At 55.3% G+C, this 18415-nt stretch carries 20 protein-coding genes and 2 pseudogenes; 10 read left to right on the top strand and 12 right to left on the bottom strand.

The window, feature by feature from the left end; all coding sequences use genetic code 11:
- Nucleotides 1–33 precede the first annotated feature (33 nt).
- Nucleotides 34–537 (bottom strand): hypothetical protein, encoded by a 504-nt coding sequence (locus tag ACMGG8_RS17485; RefSeq protein WP_060839713.1) that lies wholly within the window; start codon nucleotides 535–537, stop codon nucleotides 34–36.
- Nucleotides 538–720: 183 nt separating this feature from the next.
- Here ACMGG8_RS17485 and ACMGG8_RS17480 point away from each other — a divergent pair, with 183 nt between their 5' ends.
- Entirely contained in the window at nucleotides 721–966 is a 246-nt protein-coding gene (locus ACMGG8_RS17480) for a hypothetical protein (protein ID WP_060839714.1), read from the top strand.
- A 97-nt stretch (nucleotides 967–1063) separates the two neighbouring features.
- Here the strand turns inward: ACMGG8_RS17480 and ACMGG8_RS17475 are convergent, their stop codons facing one another.
- Entirely contained in the window at nucleotides 1064–1357 is a 294-nt protein-coding gene (locus ACMGG8_RS17475; protein ID WP_060843864.1) for a hypothetical protein, read from the bottom strand.
- A gap of 116 nt (nucleotides 1358–1473) precedes the next feature.
- Entirely contained in the window at nucleotides 1474–2442 is a 969-nt protein-coding gene (locus tag ACMGG8_RS17470) for a threonine ammonia-lyase (RefSeq protein WP_414158015.1), read from the bottom strand.
- Between the two features lie 239 nt (nucleotides 2443–2681).
- Here ACMGG8_RS17470 and ACMGG8_RS17465 point away from each other — a divergent pair, with 239 nt between their 5' ends.
- The gene (locus tag ACMGG8_RS17465) at nucleotides 2682–3155 is read left to right on the top strand and encodes a hypothetical protein (RefSeq protein WP_060839717.1); all 474 of its coding nucleotides are present in this window, start codon (nucleotides 2682–2684) and stop codon (nucleotides 3153–3155) included.
- Nucleotides 3156–3243: 88 nt separating this feature from the next.
- Here the strand turns inward: ACMGG8_RS17465 and ACMGG8_RS17460 are convergent, their stop codons facing one another.
- Complete coding sequence (locus ACMGG8_RS17460) at nucleotides 3244–3381, bottom strand: PA0050 family protein (RefSeq protein ID WP_016966878.1); 138 nt, start codon at nucleotides 3379–3381, stop codon at nucleotides 3244–3246.
- A gap of 61 nt (nucleotides 3382–3442) precedes the next feature.
- The gene (locus ACMGG8_RS17455; protein WP_003083582.1) at nucleotides 3443–3583 is read right to left on the bottom strand and encodes a PA0050 family protein; all 141 of its coding nucleotides are present in this window, start codon (nucleotides 3581–3583) and stop codon (nucleotides 3443–3445) included.
- A gap of 396 nt (nucleotides 3584–3979) precedes the next feature.
- Between ACMGG8_RS17455 and ACMGG8_RS17450 the strand changes: the two genes are divergently transcribed.
- Complete coding sequence (locus ACMGG8_RS17450; protein ID WP_108545480.1) at nucleotides 3980–4141, top strand: DUF2986 domain-containing protein; 162 nt, start codon at nucleotides 3980–3982, stop codon at nucleotides 4139–4141.
- Nucleotides 4142–4157: 16 nt separating this feature from the next.
- Here the strand turns inward: ACMGG8_RS17450 and ACMGG8_RS17445 are convergent, their stop codons facing one another.
- Nucleotides 4158–5666: a diguanylate cyclase gene (locus ACMGG8_RS17445; protein ID WP_060839718.1), complete on the bottom strand. Its 1509-nt coding sequence runs from the start codon at nucleotides 5664–5666 to the stop codon at nucleotides 4158–4160.
- Nucleotides 5667–5889: 223 nt separating this feature from the next.
- Here ACMGG8_RS17445 and ACMGG8_RS17440 point away from each other — a divergent pair, with 223 nt between their 5' ends.
- The 4 genes from ACMGG8_RS17440 (at nucleotide 5890) to ACMGG8_RS17425 (ending at nucleotide 10851) form a co-directional block, all read left to right on the top strand.
- The gene (locus ACMGG8_RS17440) at nucleotides 5890–6237 is read left to right on the top strand and encodes a hypothetical protein (protein ID WP_414158014.1); all 348 of its coding nucleotides are present in this window, start codon (nucleotides 5890–5892) and stop codon (nucleotides 6235–6237) included.
- Between the two features lie 238 nt (nucleotides 6238–6475).
- Nucleotides 6476–8116 (top strand): methyl-accepting chemotaxis protein, encoded by a 1641-nt coding sequence (locus ACMGG8_RS17435; RefSeq protein ID WP_060839720.1) that lies wholly within the window; start codon nucleotides 6476–6478, stop codon nucleotides 8114–8116.
- Between the two features lie 404 nt (nucleotides 8117–8520).
- Nucleotides 8521–9483 carry a bifunctional GNAT family N-acetyltransferase/nucleoside diphosphate kinase regulator gene (locus ACMGG8_RS17430; protein WP_173655905.1) on the top strand — a complete coding sequence of 321 codons (963 nt, stop codon included), beginning with the start codon at nucleotides 8521–8523 and terminating at the stop codon, nucleotides 9481–9483.
- 984 nt (nucleotides 9484–10467) lie between these two features.
- Nucleotides 10468–10851 (top strand): TipAS antibiotic-recognition domain-containing protein, encoded by a 384-nt coding sequence (locus tag ACMGG8_RS17425; RefSeq protein WP_414158013.1) that lies wholly within the window; start codon nucleotides 10468–10470, stop codon nucleotides 10849–10851.
- A gap of 516 nt (nucleotides 10852–11367) precedes the next feature.
- Here ACMGG8_RS17425 and ACMGG8_RS17420 read toward each other — a convergent pair.
- The 3 genes from ACMGG8_RS17420 to ACMGG8_RS17410 all read right to left on the bottom strand — a co-directional run bounded on the left by ACMGG8_RS17420 (nucleotide 11368) and on the right by ACMGG8_RS17410 (nucleotide 13207).
- Nucleotides 11368–11745 carry a hypothetical protein gene (locus ACMGG8_RS17420; protein WP_253165362.1) on the bottom strand — a complete coding sequence of 126 codons (378 nt, stop codon included), beginning with the start codon at nucleotides 11743–11745 and terminating at the stop codon, nucleotides 11368–11370.
- 24 nt (nucleotides 11746–11769) lie between these two features.
- Nucleotides 11770–12333 carry a hypothetical protein gene (locus ACMGG8_RS17415; protein ID WP_414158012.1) on the bottom strand — a complete coding sequence of 188 codons (564 nt, stop codon included), beginning with the start codon at nucleotides 12331–12333 and terminating at the stop codon, nucleotides 11770–11772.
- Nucleotides 12334–12847: 514 nt separating this feature from the next.
- Nucleotides 12848–13207 carry a hypothetical protein gene (locus tag ACMGG8_RS17410; protein WP_414158011.1) on the bottom strand — a complete coding sequence of 120 codons (360 nt, stop codon included), beginning with the start codon at nucleotides 13205–13207 and terminating at the stop codon, nucleotides 12848–12850.
- 179 nt (nucleotides 13208–13386) lie between these two features.
- On the opposite strand from ACMGG8_RS17410, the gene ACMGG8_RS17405 reads away from it, so the two are divergent.
- From ACMGG8_RS17405 to ACMGG8_RS17395, 3 genes and pseudogenes are all read left to right on the top strand, one after another.
- On the top strand, nucleotides 13387–13686 hold the full coding sequence (locus tag ACMGG8_RS17405) for a hypothetical protein (RefSeq protein WP_414159999.1): 300 nt from the start codon (nucleotides 13387–13389) through the stop codon (nucleotides 13684–13686).
- Between the two features lie 5 nt (nucleotides 13687–13691).
- A pseudogene (locus tag ACMGG8_RS17400) lies at nucleotides 13692–14546 on the top strand (transposase); the annotation flags it as partial.
- Nucleotides 14547–14838: 292 nt separating this feature from the next.
- A protein-coding gene (locus ACMGG8_RS17395; protein WP_414158010.1) for an IS3 family transposase occupies nucleotides 14839–16001 on the top strand; the annotation gives its coding sequence in 2 pieces (ribosomal slippage) (nucleotides 14839–15094 and nucleotides 15094–16001; 1164 coding nt in all).
- A gap of 170 nt (nucleotides 16002–16171) precedes the next feature.
- Here the strand turns inward: ACMGG8_RS17395 and ACMGG8_RS17390 are convergent.
- The 3 genes and pseudogenes from ACMGG8_RS17390 to ACMGG8_RS17380 form a co-directional block, all read right to left on the bottom strand.
- Complete coding sequence (locus ACMGG8_RS17390; RefSeq protein ID WP_414158009.1) at nucleotides 16172–17227, bottom strand: acyltransferase family protein; 1056 nt, start codon at nucleotides 17225–17227, stop codon at nucleotides 16172–16174.
- A gap of 208 nt (nucleotides 17228–17435) precedes the next feature.
- A pseudogene (locus ACMGG8_RS17385) lies at nucleotides 17436–17696 on the bottom strand (DNA adenine methylase); the annotation flags it as partial.
- 384 nt (nucleotides 17697–18080) lie between these two features.
- Complete coding sequence (locus ACMGG8_RS17380; protein WP_414159947.1) at nucleotides 18081–18275, bottom strand: DUF6968 family protein; 195 nt, start codon at nucleotides 18273–18275, stop codon at nucleotides 18081–18083.
- Nucleotides 18276–18415: the final 140 nt, after the last annotated feature.

The raw sequence follows: 18415 nt of genomic DNA, 5'->3' as shown, positions 1-18415 counted from the left end.
GGCGCTGCATGGCCGAGGCGGCACTGAACACGCTCAAGCCTTGTAGTCGCAATGGATCTGCAGGCTTTCCGTAGGGTTGCGGTGGATCTCGAAGCCACATTGCCTCAGGGTTTCCTTGACTTCATCAACCAGCGCCGCGTAACGCGCCTGGCGCCGGTTCTGGCGCGCCGGCGAAGTGAAGACGCCCAGAGGCAGGAAACGCAAGCGCTTGCCGTCGAGGACGATCGACACATCGACATGAGTGCCATCCACATCGTGGCCGTTGGAGCCGAAGATGTCCTCAAGTTCCTGCTTGCGTTGCGGATAACACCAGCAGAACAGGCGGATGCCCAGCCAGCGTGACAGGCTCCTGAAAGCGCCCAGGTAGCTGCTTTTGTGCTCGTAACCACGGGTCACCAGCAGTTGCACAGAGCACGGCAGCCTGGACTGAACCTCAAGTAGTTGTGCAAAGGCCCGGTGGTCCACCATGACCCTTGAGGACGGCCAGCGCGGCCCTATCCTCAGGCCCTGGTGGTTGCCCTTTGTCAGTATCAGCATGCCGATCGAACCTGATTGTTACGCGGGCCCGAATGGTACACAGAGCGGCCTCCGGGTGCAGGAAATTCACCGCACAAAAAACCGCCGCCACCGCGCTCGCACAGTGACAGCCCGGCGGCGGCTTAGTTAAAATAGTGATGGCTCATAGCCATTATTGTTGATCACAGTGACCGCAGAGGTTGTATGTACGATTTAACGAGTCTGGTCATTGTCGATAGCCCGTTTGGCTTGAATGTCCTGCAAGTCACCGCCGACCTGGTGGCCGGCGCGCTGGAGGAGCTGCTGCAAAATTGCGCAGGCGGCGCCAGCATCACCCAGAAACTCGACTACTCCATCCTGAGCCTCTATCAGGACAAGCTCGAAGCGGCCATTCGCGACACGAGCCTGCCGGCGCTGCCCATGCTCAGTGCCACCGACAGCCTTTGCTGATTCGTCACCCGTGGTGAATGGCCGCTCTGGCCATCCTCTCGGCGCCACAGCGCGACGCGGGGAGAGCCCCGGCACACTGTCGGGACACCCTCGCCCTTCAGCCGAATACCATCATCAGGTACCAGATGACAAAGCCTGCTGACACCACGCTATGGAGAATCAACAGGTCGCGCATTCCAGTTGCCCTGCCGCTGACCATCCAATAGGCGAAGACCAGCGGGTAGCACAGCAGGCAGGTGATCCCCAGCGCCATGATCGCCAGGACTGCACCAAGGCCCGGGAAGAACCCTGCGGGCACAGCCAAACAGCCCACGAAGGCGATGCCGCCTAACGCCACGATGATGAACAAGAAGGCAACGATCACGCGCTGCATGTCGGTTCGGTTGTCCATGCTTCTGTGCTTTCAGTTCTTTGGCCGGGATGAGCTTGACGCCACAGGATCGGCCCGACGGGCCATAAATGGCCCGAAACGCCGCTCCTGATGCACGGAGAAATACTGGGGGAGGCTCAGGATATTCCCGCGTAGGCAGCCCACTTCGTCATGTCTTGCAGGGATATGTTGCCGCCACAGACCACCAGACCGATGACCGCGTCCTCAGGCAGCGTCGGCGCAGTGGCCAGCATGGCCGGAACCAGCGCTCCGCAAGCCAGTTCAACCCATTGCCTGGCGTCCTGGGCGAAGCAAACCATGCCCTTGATCGCGTCATGGTCAGAAACCACGACCACGTCTTCCAGATAGTGACGAGCGTGGGCAAACATCAGCTCATCGATGATGGGAACACCCAGGGTCGAGACGACAGAACTGATGTCCACGTCCACCGGTCTGCCTGCCTGCAACGCCTGATGCATGGAGCTTGCGCCGGCGGTCTCGACACCCCAGACACGGATCTCGGGCTTGATCGCCTTCAACGCCGTGGCCACTCCCGCCAGCATCGCCCCGCCACCCACCGCGACGAATACGTCGGTCAGGGACGGGCAGTCGGCAATGAACTCAAGGGCCAGGGTTCCATGCCCCTCGGCGATCAGGGTGTCGGCGCAATCGTCGATAACCACATAGCCCTCTTCCTCAAGCGCCTTGGCTCGGGCAAATGCGCCATGAACGTCTTTTTCGATCAGCACCGAACTGCCACTGGCGCGAATTCGCTCGACCGATGAGGAAGGCGCGCTCTCGGGCATGATGACCGTGACCTTGGCGCCAAAGCTCCTGGCCGCCTCGCCGATGGCAATCCCGAAATTGCCGCCGCTGACGGCAACGAAGTGGTTGTCACCGAGATTCTCGGCAAACGCCGAAAACTTGTTGAGTACGCCACGGGCCTTGAACGAACCCCCGACCTGCATGTTTTCCAGCTTGAGAAACACCGGCCGCCGCGCCTTGTCGCTGAGCACCAAACTGTTGACCGTCGGCGTGCGAGTTACCGATCCATCAATCCGTTGCGCCGCTGCAACGATGGATTTGAAATCAATGAGCTGAGTCATCTGGGGCCACTTTCCTTGGATTGAGATGCACGGAACTCCCAACGTCCGCGCCTGGCCGGCTGGGTTGCAGACTGTCGCCGACCCCGGTGAAAACTACAGGACAACCGGGGTTGCGCGCCACACCTTGAGCGGCTTCGCTCGATCGATCAGCAACGGGAGGCCGCACGTTCGCGGTGGTTGCATAGGCCGCATGCCCAGGTGGTAGGCTAGCCGCCCTCCACCATCAGGAAGGCTTTCCAGTGACGCCCATCATCTGCGCCAATGAGTTCGATATCTGCGTCTCAATGCCCGACTTCGTCACCTGGGTCGAAGACCGGCACCTGCCCAACGCCGACCTGGCGGCAGCATTGAGTACCCTGGGCATCGCCCTCGACATTGGCCAGCTATACACCCGCTACTTCGATGACACCCCGGTCGGTACGGGTGATGTGCATGTCTATCCGAGTACTGGGAGTCAGAGCCTGTTGGTCATCGATCTGTACCGAGACCCCACCGACCAACTGGATATCGTCAGCGTCTCGTTGAAGATAGAGCCTGCGCTGCTGCCTCTGGCCCTGCCATTGCTGCGAGGCTTTTTCGACGCTGCCGAATGCCAGGTCGCCTTCAGGCAGTCCAGCCACTCACAGCAGTTGCGCTCGCTGATCGATGAAAGCCGCTACCCGGCCCCGAGCGAGGAAAGTGGCTATCACCAGCAATTGATTGCCCACTTGTAAAGCACTTGTCGGAGATGCTTCGGCACCTGCCGGTCTACCAGCTGAGCAGGCAGACCCGATCGGCGCCGGGCCTGCCGTAGCCACTATCTCAAGGGCATTCGCAGGTCGATGGACCGAATACCGGACCGCTGCACGGATCCTTGGATGGGCCGAACACCGGGCACGAGGCCTGGGCAGTCAGGGAGAAACCCCACAGCAGCAATACCGCCAACAACACTTTCTTCATTTGCGACCTCCTGGTCAGTCATCCAATCGTCCATGTGCCCTGGCGAGGGCACGGACAGTCATCAAGGGCACTCGCAGACCGTCGGGCCGAGCACCGGACCGGCACAGGGATCTTCCCCAGGCCCGAGCACCGCGCAGTCCGCCTGCGCTGTCAGCGAGAACATCCACAGCAGCAACGATGCCGCCAGCATTTTTCTTTTCAACCTGACCTCCTTGGTCGAGACAATGATCACGATCCGCGCTTTCCCCTTGTTTCAGGGGGCGGATGCACGCCCTTGGCAAGGCGCGCTGCAACTCTCGCCAGCACTCCCGCCAACGGGCCCGGAACAGCAAAGACCACAGCCTGCGATTGCGCCAGTGCGGCACAGTGTCACGCCACAGGCCATCTGCCCCGACCGGGGCATTGGACTCTCTTTGTCACCTTCAACACCCAAGGTCGCGACATCATCACCTGGGCCTGCGTGATCAACGGCAAGGACCAGGACTGCCGAACAGACCTGGGCCGCCAGCCAACCCGGTGCGCCCCGTACTCGGCACGGGTGAACGGCCCAATCCCCTTAGCTGATATCATCCGGCAACTTATCCGCCGAGTAACAACGATGAATCGCCGCAAGAAAATAAACCAACTGCTGAAGGCCAACGCCAAGAAGGCCAGCGCCAAACTGGCACCGAAAAAGAAGTCGACCTACATCAGCAAGGCCGACCGATTGAAACTGGCGGCTGAAGCCACTCAAGACCCGGTTATCACTTCCGACAGCTGAACCTGCCTGGCAGCGCCTACTCCACCTTCGCCTCGGCAAAGCGGTTACGTCCCGATGCCTTGGCAATGTACAGCGCCTGATCTGCCGCCTCGATCAGTCCTTGCAAGTGATTCAGTTCCGCGCCCGTGGCGGCCGCAATGCCAATGCTGACACTCACACGTCCCAACGGGCTGGAGGTGTGCGCAATGTTCTCCTGCTCCAAGCGACTGAGAATAAGTTGCGCCACTATCCTGGCACCGTCGCTGTCGGTATCCGGCATGATGACGCCCATCTCCTCGCCGCCATAACGGGCCACCAGATCCGACGGCCGTCGCACACACTCCTCCAGGACTCTGCCAACCGCCTGCAGGCAGGCGTCTCCGGCTACATGCCCGAGCGAATCGTTAAACAGTTTGAAATGGTCGATATCAATCATCATCAAAGCCAAGGAGGCATTGGCACGTTGTGCACGTCGCGCTTCGGTGGCAAGGCTCTCGTCGAAGCAGCGCCGATTGGCCAGCCCCGTCAGGGGATCCTTCATGGCCAGCAACTCCAACTGGCGATTGGATGAGAGCAACTGCTGCTGGGCGCCTCGCAACTGGCCTTCAACCTCGGTTCGCCGGCGAATATCCAGAATCAAGAAGCAACCGATCAGCGCGGTAAGCCCCAGCAGCCCCGCCACTACGACCGTCGACAACAGCGCCTCCATACGCCACGCGGCAAGGGCCTCTCGCTTGCCGAGTGCAACGGTCGTGATCAGAGGCAGCCGGTCACTCTTGCGAAAGGCATAAAGGCGCTCGACACCGTCCAGGCTGGAGGTAAACGACGCGGTACCGACGGATCGATCCACAAGGTACTTGGCATAGATCGGCGACTTGGAAAAGTTGCGCCCCATATCCTGCTCACGGAAGGGATAGCGAACCAGCAACGTACCATCGGTATTGGACAAGCCGATGGCCCCCTCCTGCCCGACATCGATTTTGCCGAACAACCGCAGGAAGTTTTCGATCCCCAAGGTCACCGCCACCACTCCGGCAAACTCGCCGCGCGGATCATTGAAACGCCGACTGAGGGTGATCACCCACTCCTGATTGGTACGGCTCTGGATGGGCGGCCCTATAAAGGTCTCACGGGATGGATCGTCGCGATGATGAATGAAATAAGCCCGATCACTGCTGTTCGCCCCGGCAGGAATGGGCCGATTGGAAGACATCAACCAACGGCCCTGATTATCGTAGATGGTGACGCCACTGAGCTGTGGCATCAGCGACTCTTGCCGGCGGATCAACTTACTCAGGCGCTGAATCTGTGTGGGGCCGCTCCCTTCGGTTTCCAGGCGCTCGACGAGCCCGAGCAAAAGCGCCGAGCTTTGGCGGACAATGCCTTCGGAGTAGGTAGCCAGCGCCTGGGTCAGATTCAAGCTATGGACATTCACATCCCTCAATACCTGCTCTCGAGATGCCCACACTTTCCAGACAGTCAATGACGCCAGGGAGCAACCAACGACCAACAGCAAAAGCACAACCAAGCGTGTGTCACGCTTCACGTTCCCACCTTATGGATAGTACGGTTCAAGTTCTAGTGTAGCGATTGTAATAGATAGGTAAAAATTTAAACTGGCCGCCGCGGGCAAAAAGTCCATTTCAGATCAACTAGCGGTAAATAGATGGTCGTTAATAAGCATCTGAAGAAGTCACCGTACCCACCGTGGCATCAAGAATAACGCAACTGCGCAACACACCTCTGTACTGGCAACGCTAGTTCGCCTCTTGCCCCTCGATCTTGTGCTTGAATGCTTCGAGTGCAAAAACAATCAGTGGACGAATCGCTGGATCACTCGTAATGGTCTCGGCACTCAATTGCGTGGAAAACAAGTTTACCGAGATAGAGACTTCCTCCGCGATGCAAGCCGACAGTTTTTCAGCACCAGCCGCAATGCCGCCCGTGCACGCGAAGCCCTGGGTATCGGCGGCCCTCCGATGGCCGAGGTCTTGCGCAGACTCCCCGGGGCCGCCTGCGAACGCACCCTGCCGATACACAGCCCCGATTTTTCGGGCAAGAAGTCTCGCATCGGTGCCACTGGCCGCAGCATCGCAGCCCTGGGCGTCAACCCTTGATTGGCGCTACATCGATATCGTCCATGACGCCAACTAGGAGCCCTGACGGAAACTTACCGTTAATATTGCACGCTAGTTCCAAATTAAACCTATGTCCTCTTGCAGAAAAAACACTTAACCAGTTAACGAATACTCTAAAAAATAATCGGCTCGTCGTTAAAGTTAGTAGAGATCTCGGCGGATACATGTAAACCCAAGTCAGCTTGGGCCAGCCAACTAAGAGTTCGTCGAGGGTCCTATGGACGCATTACGCAACATCAAGCTTTCCACGCGATTAATCTCTGCATTTGTGGTGTGCGCCATCATCACACTGGGAGTGGGGCTCTTGGGACGCTCGGGTATCGCATCGCTAAAAACAACAATAAACGCAATCGTTAGCAATAACCTGGTGTCCGTTAACAATACGGGCAATGCTCGGGCCGGTGTTTTTGCATACTCCAAGGATCTGCATGCGGCGCTGCTTCTTAAGTACACCAAGGCAGATTCAGGGATGTTCGAATCGGCCGTACAGTCCATGTCCGAAAACCAGCGGGAAGTTGAGCGGCTTTTCAAGGAGTACCGTCAGACGCCTCTCGCCGATGACGAGCGCGTGGCGGGCGATCAGTTCGAAAAGGACTGGCCGGCCTATGTCCAGGGGGCGAACAAGGTCATCGCCCTGGCAAGAGCCGGCGACCTTGACAGCGCCACGCAGATTTTCCAGCAGCAGCTTTCTCCGGCATCCAAGAGAATTATCGATCAGCTGCAAGTCATAGTTGCCTCCAACTATCGTCAAAGCGGTGAAGCCGCCGACGCAGCCGAGACCGCCACTACCAGCGCTTACTGGACATTGGGCATCGGGGTGCTGATCGCTTTCCTCGCGGCCGTCTCGCTGGGCATGATCATCACCCGCTCGATCACCCGCCCCCTTTCCATCGCTGTACACAGCGCAGAGGAAGTAGCGGAAGGAAACCTTTCCAAAAGCATTCAGGTCAGCGGTCGTGACGAGGTCAGTGCGCTGCTCAACGCGCTGGATAAAATGCAGCAAAATCTGCGGGCCACGGTCAAGGAGATCGGCAGTGCTGCTGATCAGCTGGCCTCTGCATCCGAAGAGCTGAACGCCGTTACGGAAGAAAGCTCACGGGGTATGACGCGGCAGAATGACGAGATTCAGCAAGCCGCAACCGCAGTCAACGAAATGACCGCGGCAGTGGAAGAAGTTGCCCGCAATGCCACAGGCGCCTCAGAAGCCTCCGAGCAGACCAGTCGCAGTGCCGTGCAAGGCCGCGATCAAGTGCGCAGAGCCGTTGACTCCGTTGGAGCAATGGCGGACGAGATTTCCAACTCGACCGGCAAGGTTGAAGTGCTTGCAACCCGCGTCAACGAGATCACAAAAGTGCTTGAAGTGATCAGGGCTATCGCCGAGCAGACCAATCTCCTGGCCCTCAATGCGGCCATCGAAGCCGCCCGGGCGGGTGAACAGGGTCGTGGCTTCGCCGTGGTGGCCGATGAAGTGCGCGCGCTGGCCCACCGGACCCAGGCCTCGACGGCGGACATCGAATCGATGATGCAACAGGTCCGCTCGGGCGCTGAAGAAGCCGTTCTCGCGATGAACAAAAGCAAGGAACTGGCCGCCGATACACGGGCCCAGTCGATTGAGGCCGGCCAGGCCCTGGACAGCATCACCGAGGGTGTTTCCATCATCAACGAAAAGAACCTGGTCATCGCAAGTGCTGCTGAAGAACAAGCTCAGGTCGCACGTGAGGTTGACCGTAACCTGGTCAACATCCAGGACCTTTCCGCACAAACCGCTACAGGCGCTCATCAAACCAGCGCTTCGAGCGCCGAACTGTCGCGACTCGCGACCTCATTTGGCGTGCTGATCAGCCGATTCACCGTTTGATGGTAAAGCGTTGACCGCCTGGACCGGGTATCCGCCTGATAGATCAACAGGCTCCTCAAGCTGAAGCGCCTCCCCTCTTCGGGGAGGCGCCGACGGCCCACAGAGAACAACACGCAAAACTCTCGAAACCACCCCAAAAGCGGGGTCGGGCAAATCCCCCAAAACACTAAAACTGTTGACCAGGCCCTCCACGTACATTTGCTGGAGCTGCTTGTGACGAACCTCTGGCTCGGATCAAGGACCAGAACGATACAGCGCTGAGCATTCTCAATATCGTCGAGTTCGTCGAGGCATGAGCGCTTGACTGGTTCGGGTTCAGCAAAACGCAGGCTTGCGCAAATTCTCGGGGATCTTCGCCATTACTCGCGATATATCTTAGAATGGCCGGTTGCCGAAGAACCGTCATGTCTATAGCCATGAAGGGCTTCCATCCTTTGCAGAGAAGTGTGGTTAAGATGAACAAGCCTTTCATTACGCTGTGCCCTGAAATAACTCGGGCGCACGCGCTGAAGTTGATGGGTTGGTTGGAAGATGAGCGCGTGACCTGCTATCTGAGCGACTCGCCTCATGTCTCCCGTTCCATTGAGCAAGCCATTGATCGGACTCAGTTGCCGATCCTGACCCATCTATTCAACCAGGGCGGCCGATTCTTCATGGCCTATGACCGGCATGACGTCCCGGTGGGCTTTGTCCGCCTGATCAAGACCGGCTCAAATTGCGAGATCGTCCTGGCCATTGGAGACTGCGAAAAATGGGGCCGAAACCTTGGCACCCGCACGATTCGCGAAGGCATGAAAATGGCCTTCCTCGACATGCTGGCCGAGAAACTCATCGCCAAGATTCACCCAGATAACTCGCGCTCGCTGAAAGCCTTTCTGCGTAGCGGTTTTATGCTTGAGAGCGAAACGCCGACATTGAAGTCATTGTCCATGACGGCGGGACGCTATCTCCAGTTCTTGCGCGAAGGAGCCGGTGACGACTCCACCAGGATCTACATCACTGAAATCGACAAGGCCAGGCTCGAAAGCCTAATCGCGCTCGAGCAAGGCCCGGCGATTGTTGAACTCGAACATGAGCTTGAGCGAGCCATTGTCGTCAAGCCGCAACAGGTGGCGCGCAATGTCATCACAATGAACTCTAGGGCGTTGCTGCAACTGGACGACGAAGAGTTCGAAGCGGCCTTGGTCTACCCAGAAGACGCGGACAGCAGCGCAGGGAAGTATTCCGTGTATTCCGATCTAGGCGCCGCCATCCTTGGTTATCAGGAGGGGGACGCCATCGACTGGCGAATTTCTGATCGGACCCGCCGGATTGAGATCAGGAAAGTGCTTTACCAGCCGGAGGCTGCGGGCGACTTCCACCTTTAATTGCGCCCTTTGCTCGATGTTCGTCCATTGGGCAAGGGGACTTCCCAAAGGACGGCGCTTCGCTTTCCGTGCCTGAGCGACCCATTGCATGGTCAAGGCTAGGAGCGGAGCGAGTTGCGAAAAGCAGGAGGCGACCGAACAGACCTGGCCGGCTCCTGCGACTGTTTTAATTCTCTGCATCTAAACCCCCACCCCAAACCCACCGGCCACGGAAGGCGGCACTTGCCTGAAATCATCGCGATGCGAGCACTTCACCGCATCATCCACAAGATCAACAAGAGGCGGGAGTCAGGCTGTATCTCCATTACTTTGGTCGTACCAGCTGTTTGCCAGATCTCGCGATAGGCTAAAAGGTCTGTTTACATCCGCAGCACTCTTTCCCGAACGAGGTATCACCGAGTGGCTGAGCCAGCGCCGGCCGCTACTCTGGCAATGGCTCGAAGAGCAGCAGCACGTACCGAACGATGAAAATGCAGCTGAAGCGCTTAGCCCTGCTGCATAAGCCTGATGGGCTCCCTCACAAGGCGCGGTATCGCTATCACCAGATCAATCTTCGCCTGCAAGACCACCCACCGTTGATCTGGCCGATGCTGATGCGGACAGAAGACTGGTTGCAAAGCCGACAACACACTCAGGAACGCTGGGGAGGGAGGCGTCCCGGAGCCGGGTGACGCAGGAAAGGTCGCCAAGATAAATCGGTTTTATCTGACAGATAGCACCATGCCAGCCCAATAAAACGAGAAGTAAATTTGCTCGTGCACTTAACCAAGCAGTTTTGTCATCAGCATCGCTTTGCATCCTGAGTCATGTCGCAATCTAGATATTAAGAGCAGGCTAGATAATCGCTTACAGAGCGGCAAGGGTCGTTGTGCGACACAACCAGCGCAAAAAATTACACCACATGTGTCACCTACTTGTAGTTGGGCGTCATAATCAACCTACACCGTTGCACACAACAATTTTTCTATCCAAACGAGCAGCCCCATGACTCTTCAAGATTCAGCCTCTGAATATCTCGAACAATGTCGACAAGCACTGACGGTAGAGCAAACAAAGTCCCTTGCCGAGACGAAAAATTGGTCACACGTTGATAAAACACAAACTCATATTGATTGGGATGTCTTGTACAAGGAATTAACCCCTCTGATAGATAGCTCGTTTCCAGCATCGCCCGAAGTTCAAGCAATCATAGCGCGTCACTATTCGATCGCCTCACGCTTCTATCTTCCTTCTCAAAAGGCATACATTGGGATGGCTTTGTTCTATAGAGACAACCCCGACATGAAGGTATTTCATAACGCCTACCATCCAAAGATGGTCGACTTTCTGGGTGAAGCTATTTTTTTCTATGCAAGTCGCAATCTATAGCAACGGGTAGCAGACTTGCCAACTCAGCCGCCCAACCCGGCAGTTGATGGATCGCACAAAAATAATTCTTATAATTCATAGCTTTATAGGCAAAAATATCATTGCTTTAGCAAAAATTAAGCAGAAGAAGAAAAAGACGGAATCGCAAGGTGGTGGCAGCCATTCCCGACTTGAGTTGTGGTGAGTGTCGCGATTCCGACGAACGAGCTGACTTGAAAATCGAAAACCTTCAAAGGGGCTGCGCATGACAAATTGGCAACGTGGTGACTTAGTCGAGCTAGACGGCCTTCTTGCGGTCGTGGTCGGTATTGAGGGGGATCCAAATGTCCCCGAGGAGCACATCGCAGCTTGGTTTGGTGCCCCAAGTTGCATCCGAAAGTCTAAGGGCGGAGCTGGTGCAGCGAGTCCGGAGGTTTGGACGGTGCCAGCGTACTTATTCGTACGAGCCGCTGAGCCTGATTGGCGTCACTAATAGTTGAAATACTAATCGGAATCCATCCTCGCCAGTGGCCATTCCTACCCTGCCGGCGTCATCTGGACCGCTACACAACGCCCTTTAGTTCGCACCTTCTCCACCAGTCGCGCTCTGTTGACGAACACATTGATTTCGCAACTGCCTGAGTGCTGCACGTCTTCCCAGTATTCTGCGTGCACAAGTTGCCCGTTCTGCGGCCCAGTGTAAGTACCCGCGGCTTCACGTGAAACATAGCTACTGTCACGTACATATCTGAGCACGACCATATCTTCCTCCGGCGCCACCATGATCTGCCTTGGCACGCCGAAGAAGTCGATCAGTTCGCCCACCGGACGATCTTTCCAGGCGCTGCTGGCCGACAATGATGCGCAGCCACTGAGCAAGGTGGCGAGCAGGGCCAACATAAACAATCGGTTCATAAGGTCTTCTCCCTGAAGGTCGCGTTAATTGGCAGACATCTGCGCGAACCCTTCATCTATCTTCTGCATGATGGCCGCCTTGGCCGCCTCGCGGTTCAATATCTCGAAGAACTGCGGCCCTGCCTTGCTCATTTGCGACGCGGGCATCACACCCAAGTGCTCCATCTTCTTGGCCTGGCGTTCAGTCGGCTTACAGACAAAGTCACGGCTTTGTGCCAGCCAGGCGTCAGGTTTGCTCTGCCACTGGCTGGAATACTTCACATTGCGAAAATCATTGAACACGCTGCGAAAATCCGCCGCACCCATGATGCGCACGCGGTTCTTCGCACAATCGATTTCGACATCGTAAGCGGTGAAGTTGGGTTTGCCGGGCTCTTCGTAAAGTTGATAGACACCCAATGATTTCGCGCCACCTGGACGATTGACGATGTGAGTGGGGTCGCCGTCGGCGATGAACACCTGATTCTTGCCCAAGACACCCTGGTAATGAACGACCCAGTAGTCGCCCTTCAGCACTTCACTCGCCTGGGCAGCGAGGGCACTACACAGTAATGCGGCAGGCAAAAGCTGCCTTGCAAAAGCGATCATGGGGGCGGTCCTTTGCCGTTATTTTTGAAAGCAATAGCTTCGCACCCTGAGCATGTTGCAAAGGGCTATCTAGCACATCCGTCCTATGCCTTTGACGAAAACGGCGGTCGCAAGCCCCCCAGAGTTGCGGAAGCGATTCGAAAAACTGCGGAGCCCCCCCCCCAAAATCCCAGGCAATAAAAAACCCGTAGACGTTAATCTACGGGTTTTTTAAGGGGAGGCCGAGGTCGGAATCGAACCAGCGTAGGCGGACTTGCAATCCAGACAACACTTCATAATTTCAACTAGTTAGTTACAAATCCGTTCCGCAAGTGCCATCACCTAGAAAGGCTGCAACCCACGGCCTATGCGGGTCATGAATTTGATTGGGGAACTGATTTCCTAGGGGCGTCGAATGCTCAAAAGAGGTCAGTCATGAGCGGCGCTTTAGGCCAGGAGCAGCCACTGCATAAACTTGACGCTCGCGAACCGGCAAACCGGAACGCCTGCGGCGTCCACTCTTTTGAAAAGAGACTCAGTTGTCCAAGCACTTTAACAACTGGGCCAACACCCTGTCTTCTTGCGAAGCCAATACGGCGCTGATCTCCTCGCATCTCCCATTCAGAAACAACAGGTCGCCAGCCAATACTTCTCCACTGGACATGCACATATCCAAAGCAATACTAAAAACTCCGTCACCTACCTGCTGACTCTCAAAAACAATCTCAACCTCTTTAGGGAAGATCGTCACGTAGACGAAGAGTCTTTCATTCGCATATGTGTAGTGGCCATGATTTCTTTTGAGTAGAACACTCTGGCTTCTAGAAGCCTTCTCATAAATATTATCTAGAAACCTTTGAAGGACGAACAAAAGCTCTGGCTTTTCAGTGCTCATGGGGTTCCCTTGCGAGCAATAGACTTCAACACGCCATTCTAACCAACATCGACGGTGTCCGAGCTGCACACTCTTCGAAGTTGCTTAGAAGATCTCGTCACGTAGCTGGCGTTAAACCCTCGGCCTCTAATGCCGAGACTGAAACTTGGTCACTCAACCTCGCGAATGTGAGCTGACCCGTGCGCAAGAGAACCACAGCCAACCGCGACCTGCCGCCACGCATGGTGCGTTGTATCAAAAAGGGCAAGAAAGGCCAGATCTGGACGGCGTACTACTACGACGGCAGGCACGCCGCCGGCAAACGCAAGGAAATCGCCCAGGGCACCGACCTCGATCAGGCCAAAGTGGAATGGGCCAGGCTGGAACGCAAAGCGCCACCCCAGCCCAACCACCTGATGAGCTACGTCTTCCACCGGTACGAAAAGGAGATCATCTCCGGCAAATCGATCGCACCCAGTCGGACAACTGGAGCAGTCTAGCCCCGAGCACACGCGCCGTGCGCGAGGACCTTGAAGCCCTCGATGAAGAGGCTCTGGCTGAAAGGTTATCGAAGCGCCTATCGCTGACTGATCCTAAAGCCCGCTGGACAGCAGCTACAGGTGACCCAGTGTTCTACGCTTATCCCACGAATTATCTGATCGATACCGTGCATGGCGTGATCATGGATGTGGAACCCACACCGGCTCATCGAACCGCAGAAGTAGAGAGCACCAAGACGATGATCGATCGGGTCGAAGCGCAGTTCGACATTATGCCGGAACACCTGATTGGCGACACCGCTTACGGTACCGCACCGATGCTGGCCTGGATGGTGGAGTAAAAAGACATTGAGCCTGCATGTGCTGGCGTGTGACAAAACCGAGTGCAAGAGCGACAGCTTTTCGAGTAACGATTTCCAGTGGAATGAAGAGGCCGAGGAGTACCGCTGCCCGGCCGGCAACCCATTGCTCAGCGAATGGCGAGCTTTCAAAAATGAGCGTTCGCATGTCACCAAAGCCAGCACCATTATCTTCCGCTCTCGGCAGACCGACTGCGTAGCCTGTCCGATGAAAGCCAAATGCTACCCGAACACTGCGCTTCGCAAGATTGCTCGCAGCGTCCATAAAGACGCGCGCGATCTGGCTCGGCGAATCGCAGCGACACCTGCATACGAGCGCTCTCGCCACGAACGTAAGAGGCTCGAATGTTGTTTGCCCACCTCAAGCGCATCCTGAAATTGGATCGCCTGCGGCCACGTGGCATGAGTAGCGCGACTGATGAGTACAAACCTGCCGCTGCATTACAGAACCTGCGACCGCTGCTCAAATTTACATCTCAAGGGCCACCAGTCACGGGATAGGCGCGTCTACACAAAGCAAAAAACCTCAAACCAACTCAGTAACCGAGCTGCAAAGCTCAACGAAGGGCCGAAAAACCACTCAATGTGCTGGGTAGGTTCTTAGGCGATGGTCGAGCCTGAGTTCAGGTCAGCTGAAAATTCGATTTTTTTCGACAGAATCGGCCAGAAGCGGTCACTGCATAAACTCGGCGCTCGCGAACCGACAAACCGGAACGCCTGCGATGTCCATATAGTGCTCTACTAACTCCGGACACCCATTTAGGCGAGAATGCTCGCCAGATCGAGGTGTCAGATGACCAAACAACGCCGTACCTTTTCCGCTGAATTCAAACGCGAGGCCGCAGGTCTCGTGCTTGATCAAGGCTACAGCCATATTGAAGCCTGTCGCTCGCTCGGGGTGGTCGAGTCCGCATTGCGTCGTTGGGTTAACCAGCTTCAGCAGGAGCGCAATGGTGTGACTCCGCAGAGCAAGGCGCTGACGCCCGAGCAGCAGAAAATCCAGGAGCTGGAAGTTCGGATCGCTCGCCTTGAGCGGGAGAAATCCATTTTAAAAAAGGCTACCGCGCTCTTGATGTCGGAAGAGCACGAGCGCACACACTGATTGATCAACTGAGCTCCCATGAGCCGGTGGATTGGCTTTGCGTGGTCTTTGATGTCACTCGTTCGTGCTACTACGCCCACCGACTCCGACGCCGAACTCCAGACGTTGAACGGCTTCGGTTACGTAGTCGGGTCAACGAGATATTCACGAAAAGTCGAAGCGCTGCCGGTAGCCGAAGCATCGTTTCGATGATGCAGGAAGACGGTGAGCAAGTCGGTCGGTTCAAGGTACGCAGCCTGATGCACGAGCTGGCATTAGTCAGCAAGCAGCCTGGCTCGCATGCGTATAAGCATGCGACGGTCGAGCGGCCCGATATTCCGAATATCTTGAATCGGGAGTTTGATGTGCCTGCGCCCAATCTGGTCTGGTGCGGCGATATAACGTACATCTGGGCGCAAGGAAAATGGCATTACCTGGCGGTCGTCATGGACCTCTTCGCGCGCCGTGTCGTGGGTTGGGCATTGTCAGGGAAACCCGACACGGATCTGGTGATCAAGGCCTTGGATATGGCTGATGAGCAGCGCGGCAAGCCTCAAGGGCTGCTGTTCCATTCGGATCAGGGGGCGCAATATGGCAGCGGCCACTTTCGCCAGCGGCTCTGGCGTTATCGTATACGCCAGAGCATGAGTCGTCGTGGAAACTGCTGGGATAACGCACCGATGGAACGGGTGTTTCGCAGCTTGAAAACGAAATGGATACCGACCGTGGGGCACATGACAGCGCGAGAGGCACACCTAGACATCAGCCATTATCTGATGCATCTGTACAACTGGATTCGGCCGCTTCAATTAAACAACGGGCTAACTCCAGCTCAGGCCGAGGAAAAACTTAACGTCGTGTCCGGGATTAGTTGACCACTACACCATGCTCTTGAAAATAGACAGGTGGTGGAGCCTTGATCGGAACTAACCTTGGAAGTGTAACGAAAAGGTGCTCATCCCGGAAACCGGGATTGAGCGTCGAAACAAACAAAATTTTTTGGGCCGCCAAAAATCTTTCGTAGAAAAATGACATACAGCTAATGTCAAGCTCGCGCCAACTTATTCAAACTCACCAACTTAGATGATGAAACAATCGGCTTCTCGATAAACCGGTAACTCAAATAGCCGTACACAATACAGGCCACCACCATAACCGGCAAAACTACCACGCTACTGAGAGCCACATAATCGTGAAGTTTAAACCACATATACCCCATGGCTGACATAACCAGCACATGAGAAAGGTAGATCGAATACGATGAATCACCGACGACACTTAGGAGCTTAGGTATTTTAAGGCCAGCTAGCTCAGCGCTGCACATAAAAAATACAATGAGCACAGCAGGAACACCAAAAACCAAAACCCTCCACCACCCGCTAGGCGTAGTTCCTGCGACTTCAAGATACCACCCACCAACAAACAGCAAGACACTAAATGAGGCAGCAAGACCTGATGTGGCAATCCACATTGGCATTAAGGGTTTTCTACGCAGAACCAACAGCCCCAACATAGCGCCACCTATAAATTCTATAGTAAGCGGGCTAAATATCACCTTAAGTAACGGAGAGCCCCCCTCATAAAGCCCTCCATTTAAGGAAACTACCCCCCCCCAAACCACAAGAAATAGACTCAGATATCTATCCGACATAAAGAACAGTAAACAGAAGAAAATATAGAAATACATCTCATGAGAAAGTGTCCAGCCGACTGCCACGAGAAATGGATTTTCTGTCGGCCAAAGCGCATAGGACGCCAAAATATCAGCAGACGCACCACTATTAACCATACTTGGCGCAACCATATACAGTACTAAAACCAGTGAAGTATATACCCAATATATTGGGTAAATCCGAACAACTCTACGATACAAAAACTCGATCACCCTCAATAGTCCATCACGTTTTCCGTCTGTGACGTAGACCATGATGAATCCACTAATCACGAAGAAAATATCCACTCCGGACATACCGACAAGGGTAGCGTTCGGCAGAATAACCTCTGAAGAATATTTTCCTTCAATGCTGAAAAGATGTGAAAAAATAACAAACACTACAGCGAGCGCTCGAAGCGCTTGGATTCCATTCAACGTTACGAACATTAGCCCATCCTAAAGTAGCAATTCTCACCCGCAGGAATAATTCCTATAGGCTCGCATAGAAGCGGATTCCGGCCATGGGTTGTGACAGGCGCAATATTAAAGTGAACCAGACTGGAAGACCAGGCTTACTGTTTGAGTTTGCCAAATATCCCACAGATGATCATTCGTACTTGAATGGCTGCCCCATCAGTTCCCAGGGGGAACGAGGCTAAAAAAGCTGACCAAACCCTGAGGGCTCCCAGTTCTTTATGACCAGCTCGCCAGTGACATCGGCCTTGCCATGCCGCAGGTTCGTCGCTCTATAGCGAATGTCCAGAAACTCGAAGTGGAAGCCGTCGAAGACCCAACGGACATCGAGATGGTCGTTGATACTGACCATCACCCGGACCTTGCAGCGCCGCAGGTAGTCGGCCATGCGCTGGTACTCCTCGAATGGAAAGTCGACTCCGTAGCCGGCGGTCTGCCGGTAGAACCTGCTGATGGTTTGCTGGAGCGAGTCACAGGCCCGATAAACCTCTGGCCCATTGTCCAGCTCGCGGTGCTTGAACGCCAATTCAAAGGCTAGACTCTTATATTTGTTTCCTGGATGTCAGCCAATCTAATTGCTACTTGACGCATGTCGAGCACTGCCCCGCCGCCCCCCCAAAAAAACAGAAGGGGTAATGCCTAGCTGTAATGACCTGCAAACGAAACCGCCCCGACCTGCAATCAGCGCGGTTTTCGACCAGGATTAATTGCGACTGATCAGCCCGATCAACCAGCATTAACTGCGACTCACGGAACTCAGATCGGCAGCCCGATCAGCACATACGCAAAGCGGAAAGAGCACCTTATCTCTACGATGGATCACAAATCACGGGCATGCCGGCGCAGTAACAACGGGCAGACCAAAATCACGCTCACCAAGCCATGTCAGTTCACCTGCCGCATTCTCCGGCGAACCAACCAGTTCGTAGCGAGCGCCTTGCATAGCAAGTAGAAGTGCCTGGATGGCGTCAATACCGAATATACGTAGATTCTGCCGACGGTCAGGCCACTCTAATTCAATATCACAATGCTAGTCGTTCTCGAGGTCTGGCTCGGGCCGAAGAAAACGAATAGAAACTTCCCCACCCTTCTTGAGATCCAGTCGTCTTTCGATAAAGACATTCGTCATCGTTTTTCTCTCCTTCGTTATAGGTCTGTCTG

Source organism: Pseudomonas sp. BNK-45 (assembly GCF_047456255.1).
In the GTDB taxonomy this organism is placed as follows: domain Bacteria; phylum Pseudomonadota; class Gammaproteobacteria; order Pseudomonadales; family Pseudomonadaceae; genus Aquipseudomonas.
The sequence above is the reverse complement of the archived record's forward strand: the minus strand, read 5'-3'. Positions and strand labels throughout refer to the sequence as shown.

What these genes read in the sequence shown, in the direction of transcription:
- ACMGG8_RS17485 (WP_060839713.1), bottom strand. Translation starts at nt 537, where the DNA reads ATGCTGATACTGACAAAGGGCAACCACCAGGGCCTGAGGATAGGGCCG.
- ACMGG8_RS17480 (WP_060839714.1), top strand. Translation starts at nt 721, where the DNA reads ATGTACGATTTAACGAGTCTGGTCATTGTCGATAGCCCGTTTGGCTTG.
- ACMGG8_RS17475 (WP_060843864.1), bottom strand. Translation starts at nt 1,357, where the DNA reads ATGGACAACCGAACCGACATGCAGCGCGTGATCGTTGCCTTCTTGTTC.
- ACMGG8_RS17470 (WP_414158015.1), bottom strand. Translation starts at nt 2,442, where the DNA reads ATGACTCAGCTCATTGATTTCAAATCCATCGTTGCAGCGGCGCAACGG.
- ACMGG8_RS17460 (WP_016966878.1), bottom strand. Translation starts at nt 3,381, where the DNA reads ATGAAGAAAGTGTTGTTGGCGGTATTGCTGCTGTGGGGTTTCTCCCTG.
- ACMGG8_RS17450 (WP_108545480.1), top strand. Translation starts at nt 3,980, where the DNA reads ATGAATCGCCGCAAGAAAATAAACCAACTGCTGAAGGCCAACGCCAAG.
- ACMGG8_RS17435 (WP_060839720.1), top strand. Translation starts at nt 6,476, where the DNA reads ATGGACGCATTACGCAACATCAAGCTTTCCACGCGATTAATCTCTGCA.
- ACMGG8_RS17430 (WP_173655905.1), top strand. Translation starts at nt 8,521, where the DNA reads ATGTCTATAGCCATGAAGGGCTTCCATCCTTTGCAGAGAAGTGTGGTT.
- ACMGG8_RS17425 (WP_414158013.1), top strand. Translation starts at nt 10,468, where the DNA reads ATGACTCTTCAAGATTCAGCCTCTGAATATCTCGAACAATGTCGACAA.
- ACMGG8_RS17420 (WP_253165362.1), bottom strand. Translation starts at nt 11,745, where the DNA reads ATGAACCGATTGTTTATGTTGGCCCTGCTCGCCACCTTGCTCAGTGGC.
- ACMGG8_RS17415 (WP_414158012.1), bottom strand. Translation starts at nt 12,333, where the DNA reads ATGATCGCTTTTGCAAGGCAGCTTTTGCCTGCCGCATTACTGTGTAGT.
- ACMGG8_RS17410 (WP_414158011.1), bottom strand. Translation starts at nt 13,207, where the DNA reads ATGAGCACTGAAAAGCCAGAGCTTTTGTTCGTCCTTCAAAGGTTTCTA.
- ACMGG8_RS17390 (WP_414158009.1), bottom strand. Translation starts at nt 17,227, where the DNA reads ATGTTCGTAACGTTGAATGGAATCCAAGCGCTTCGAGCGCTCGCTGTA.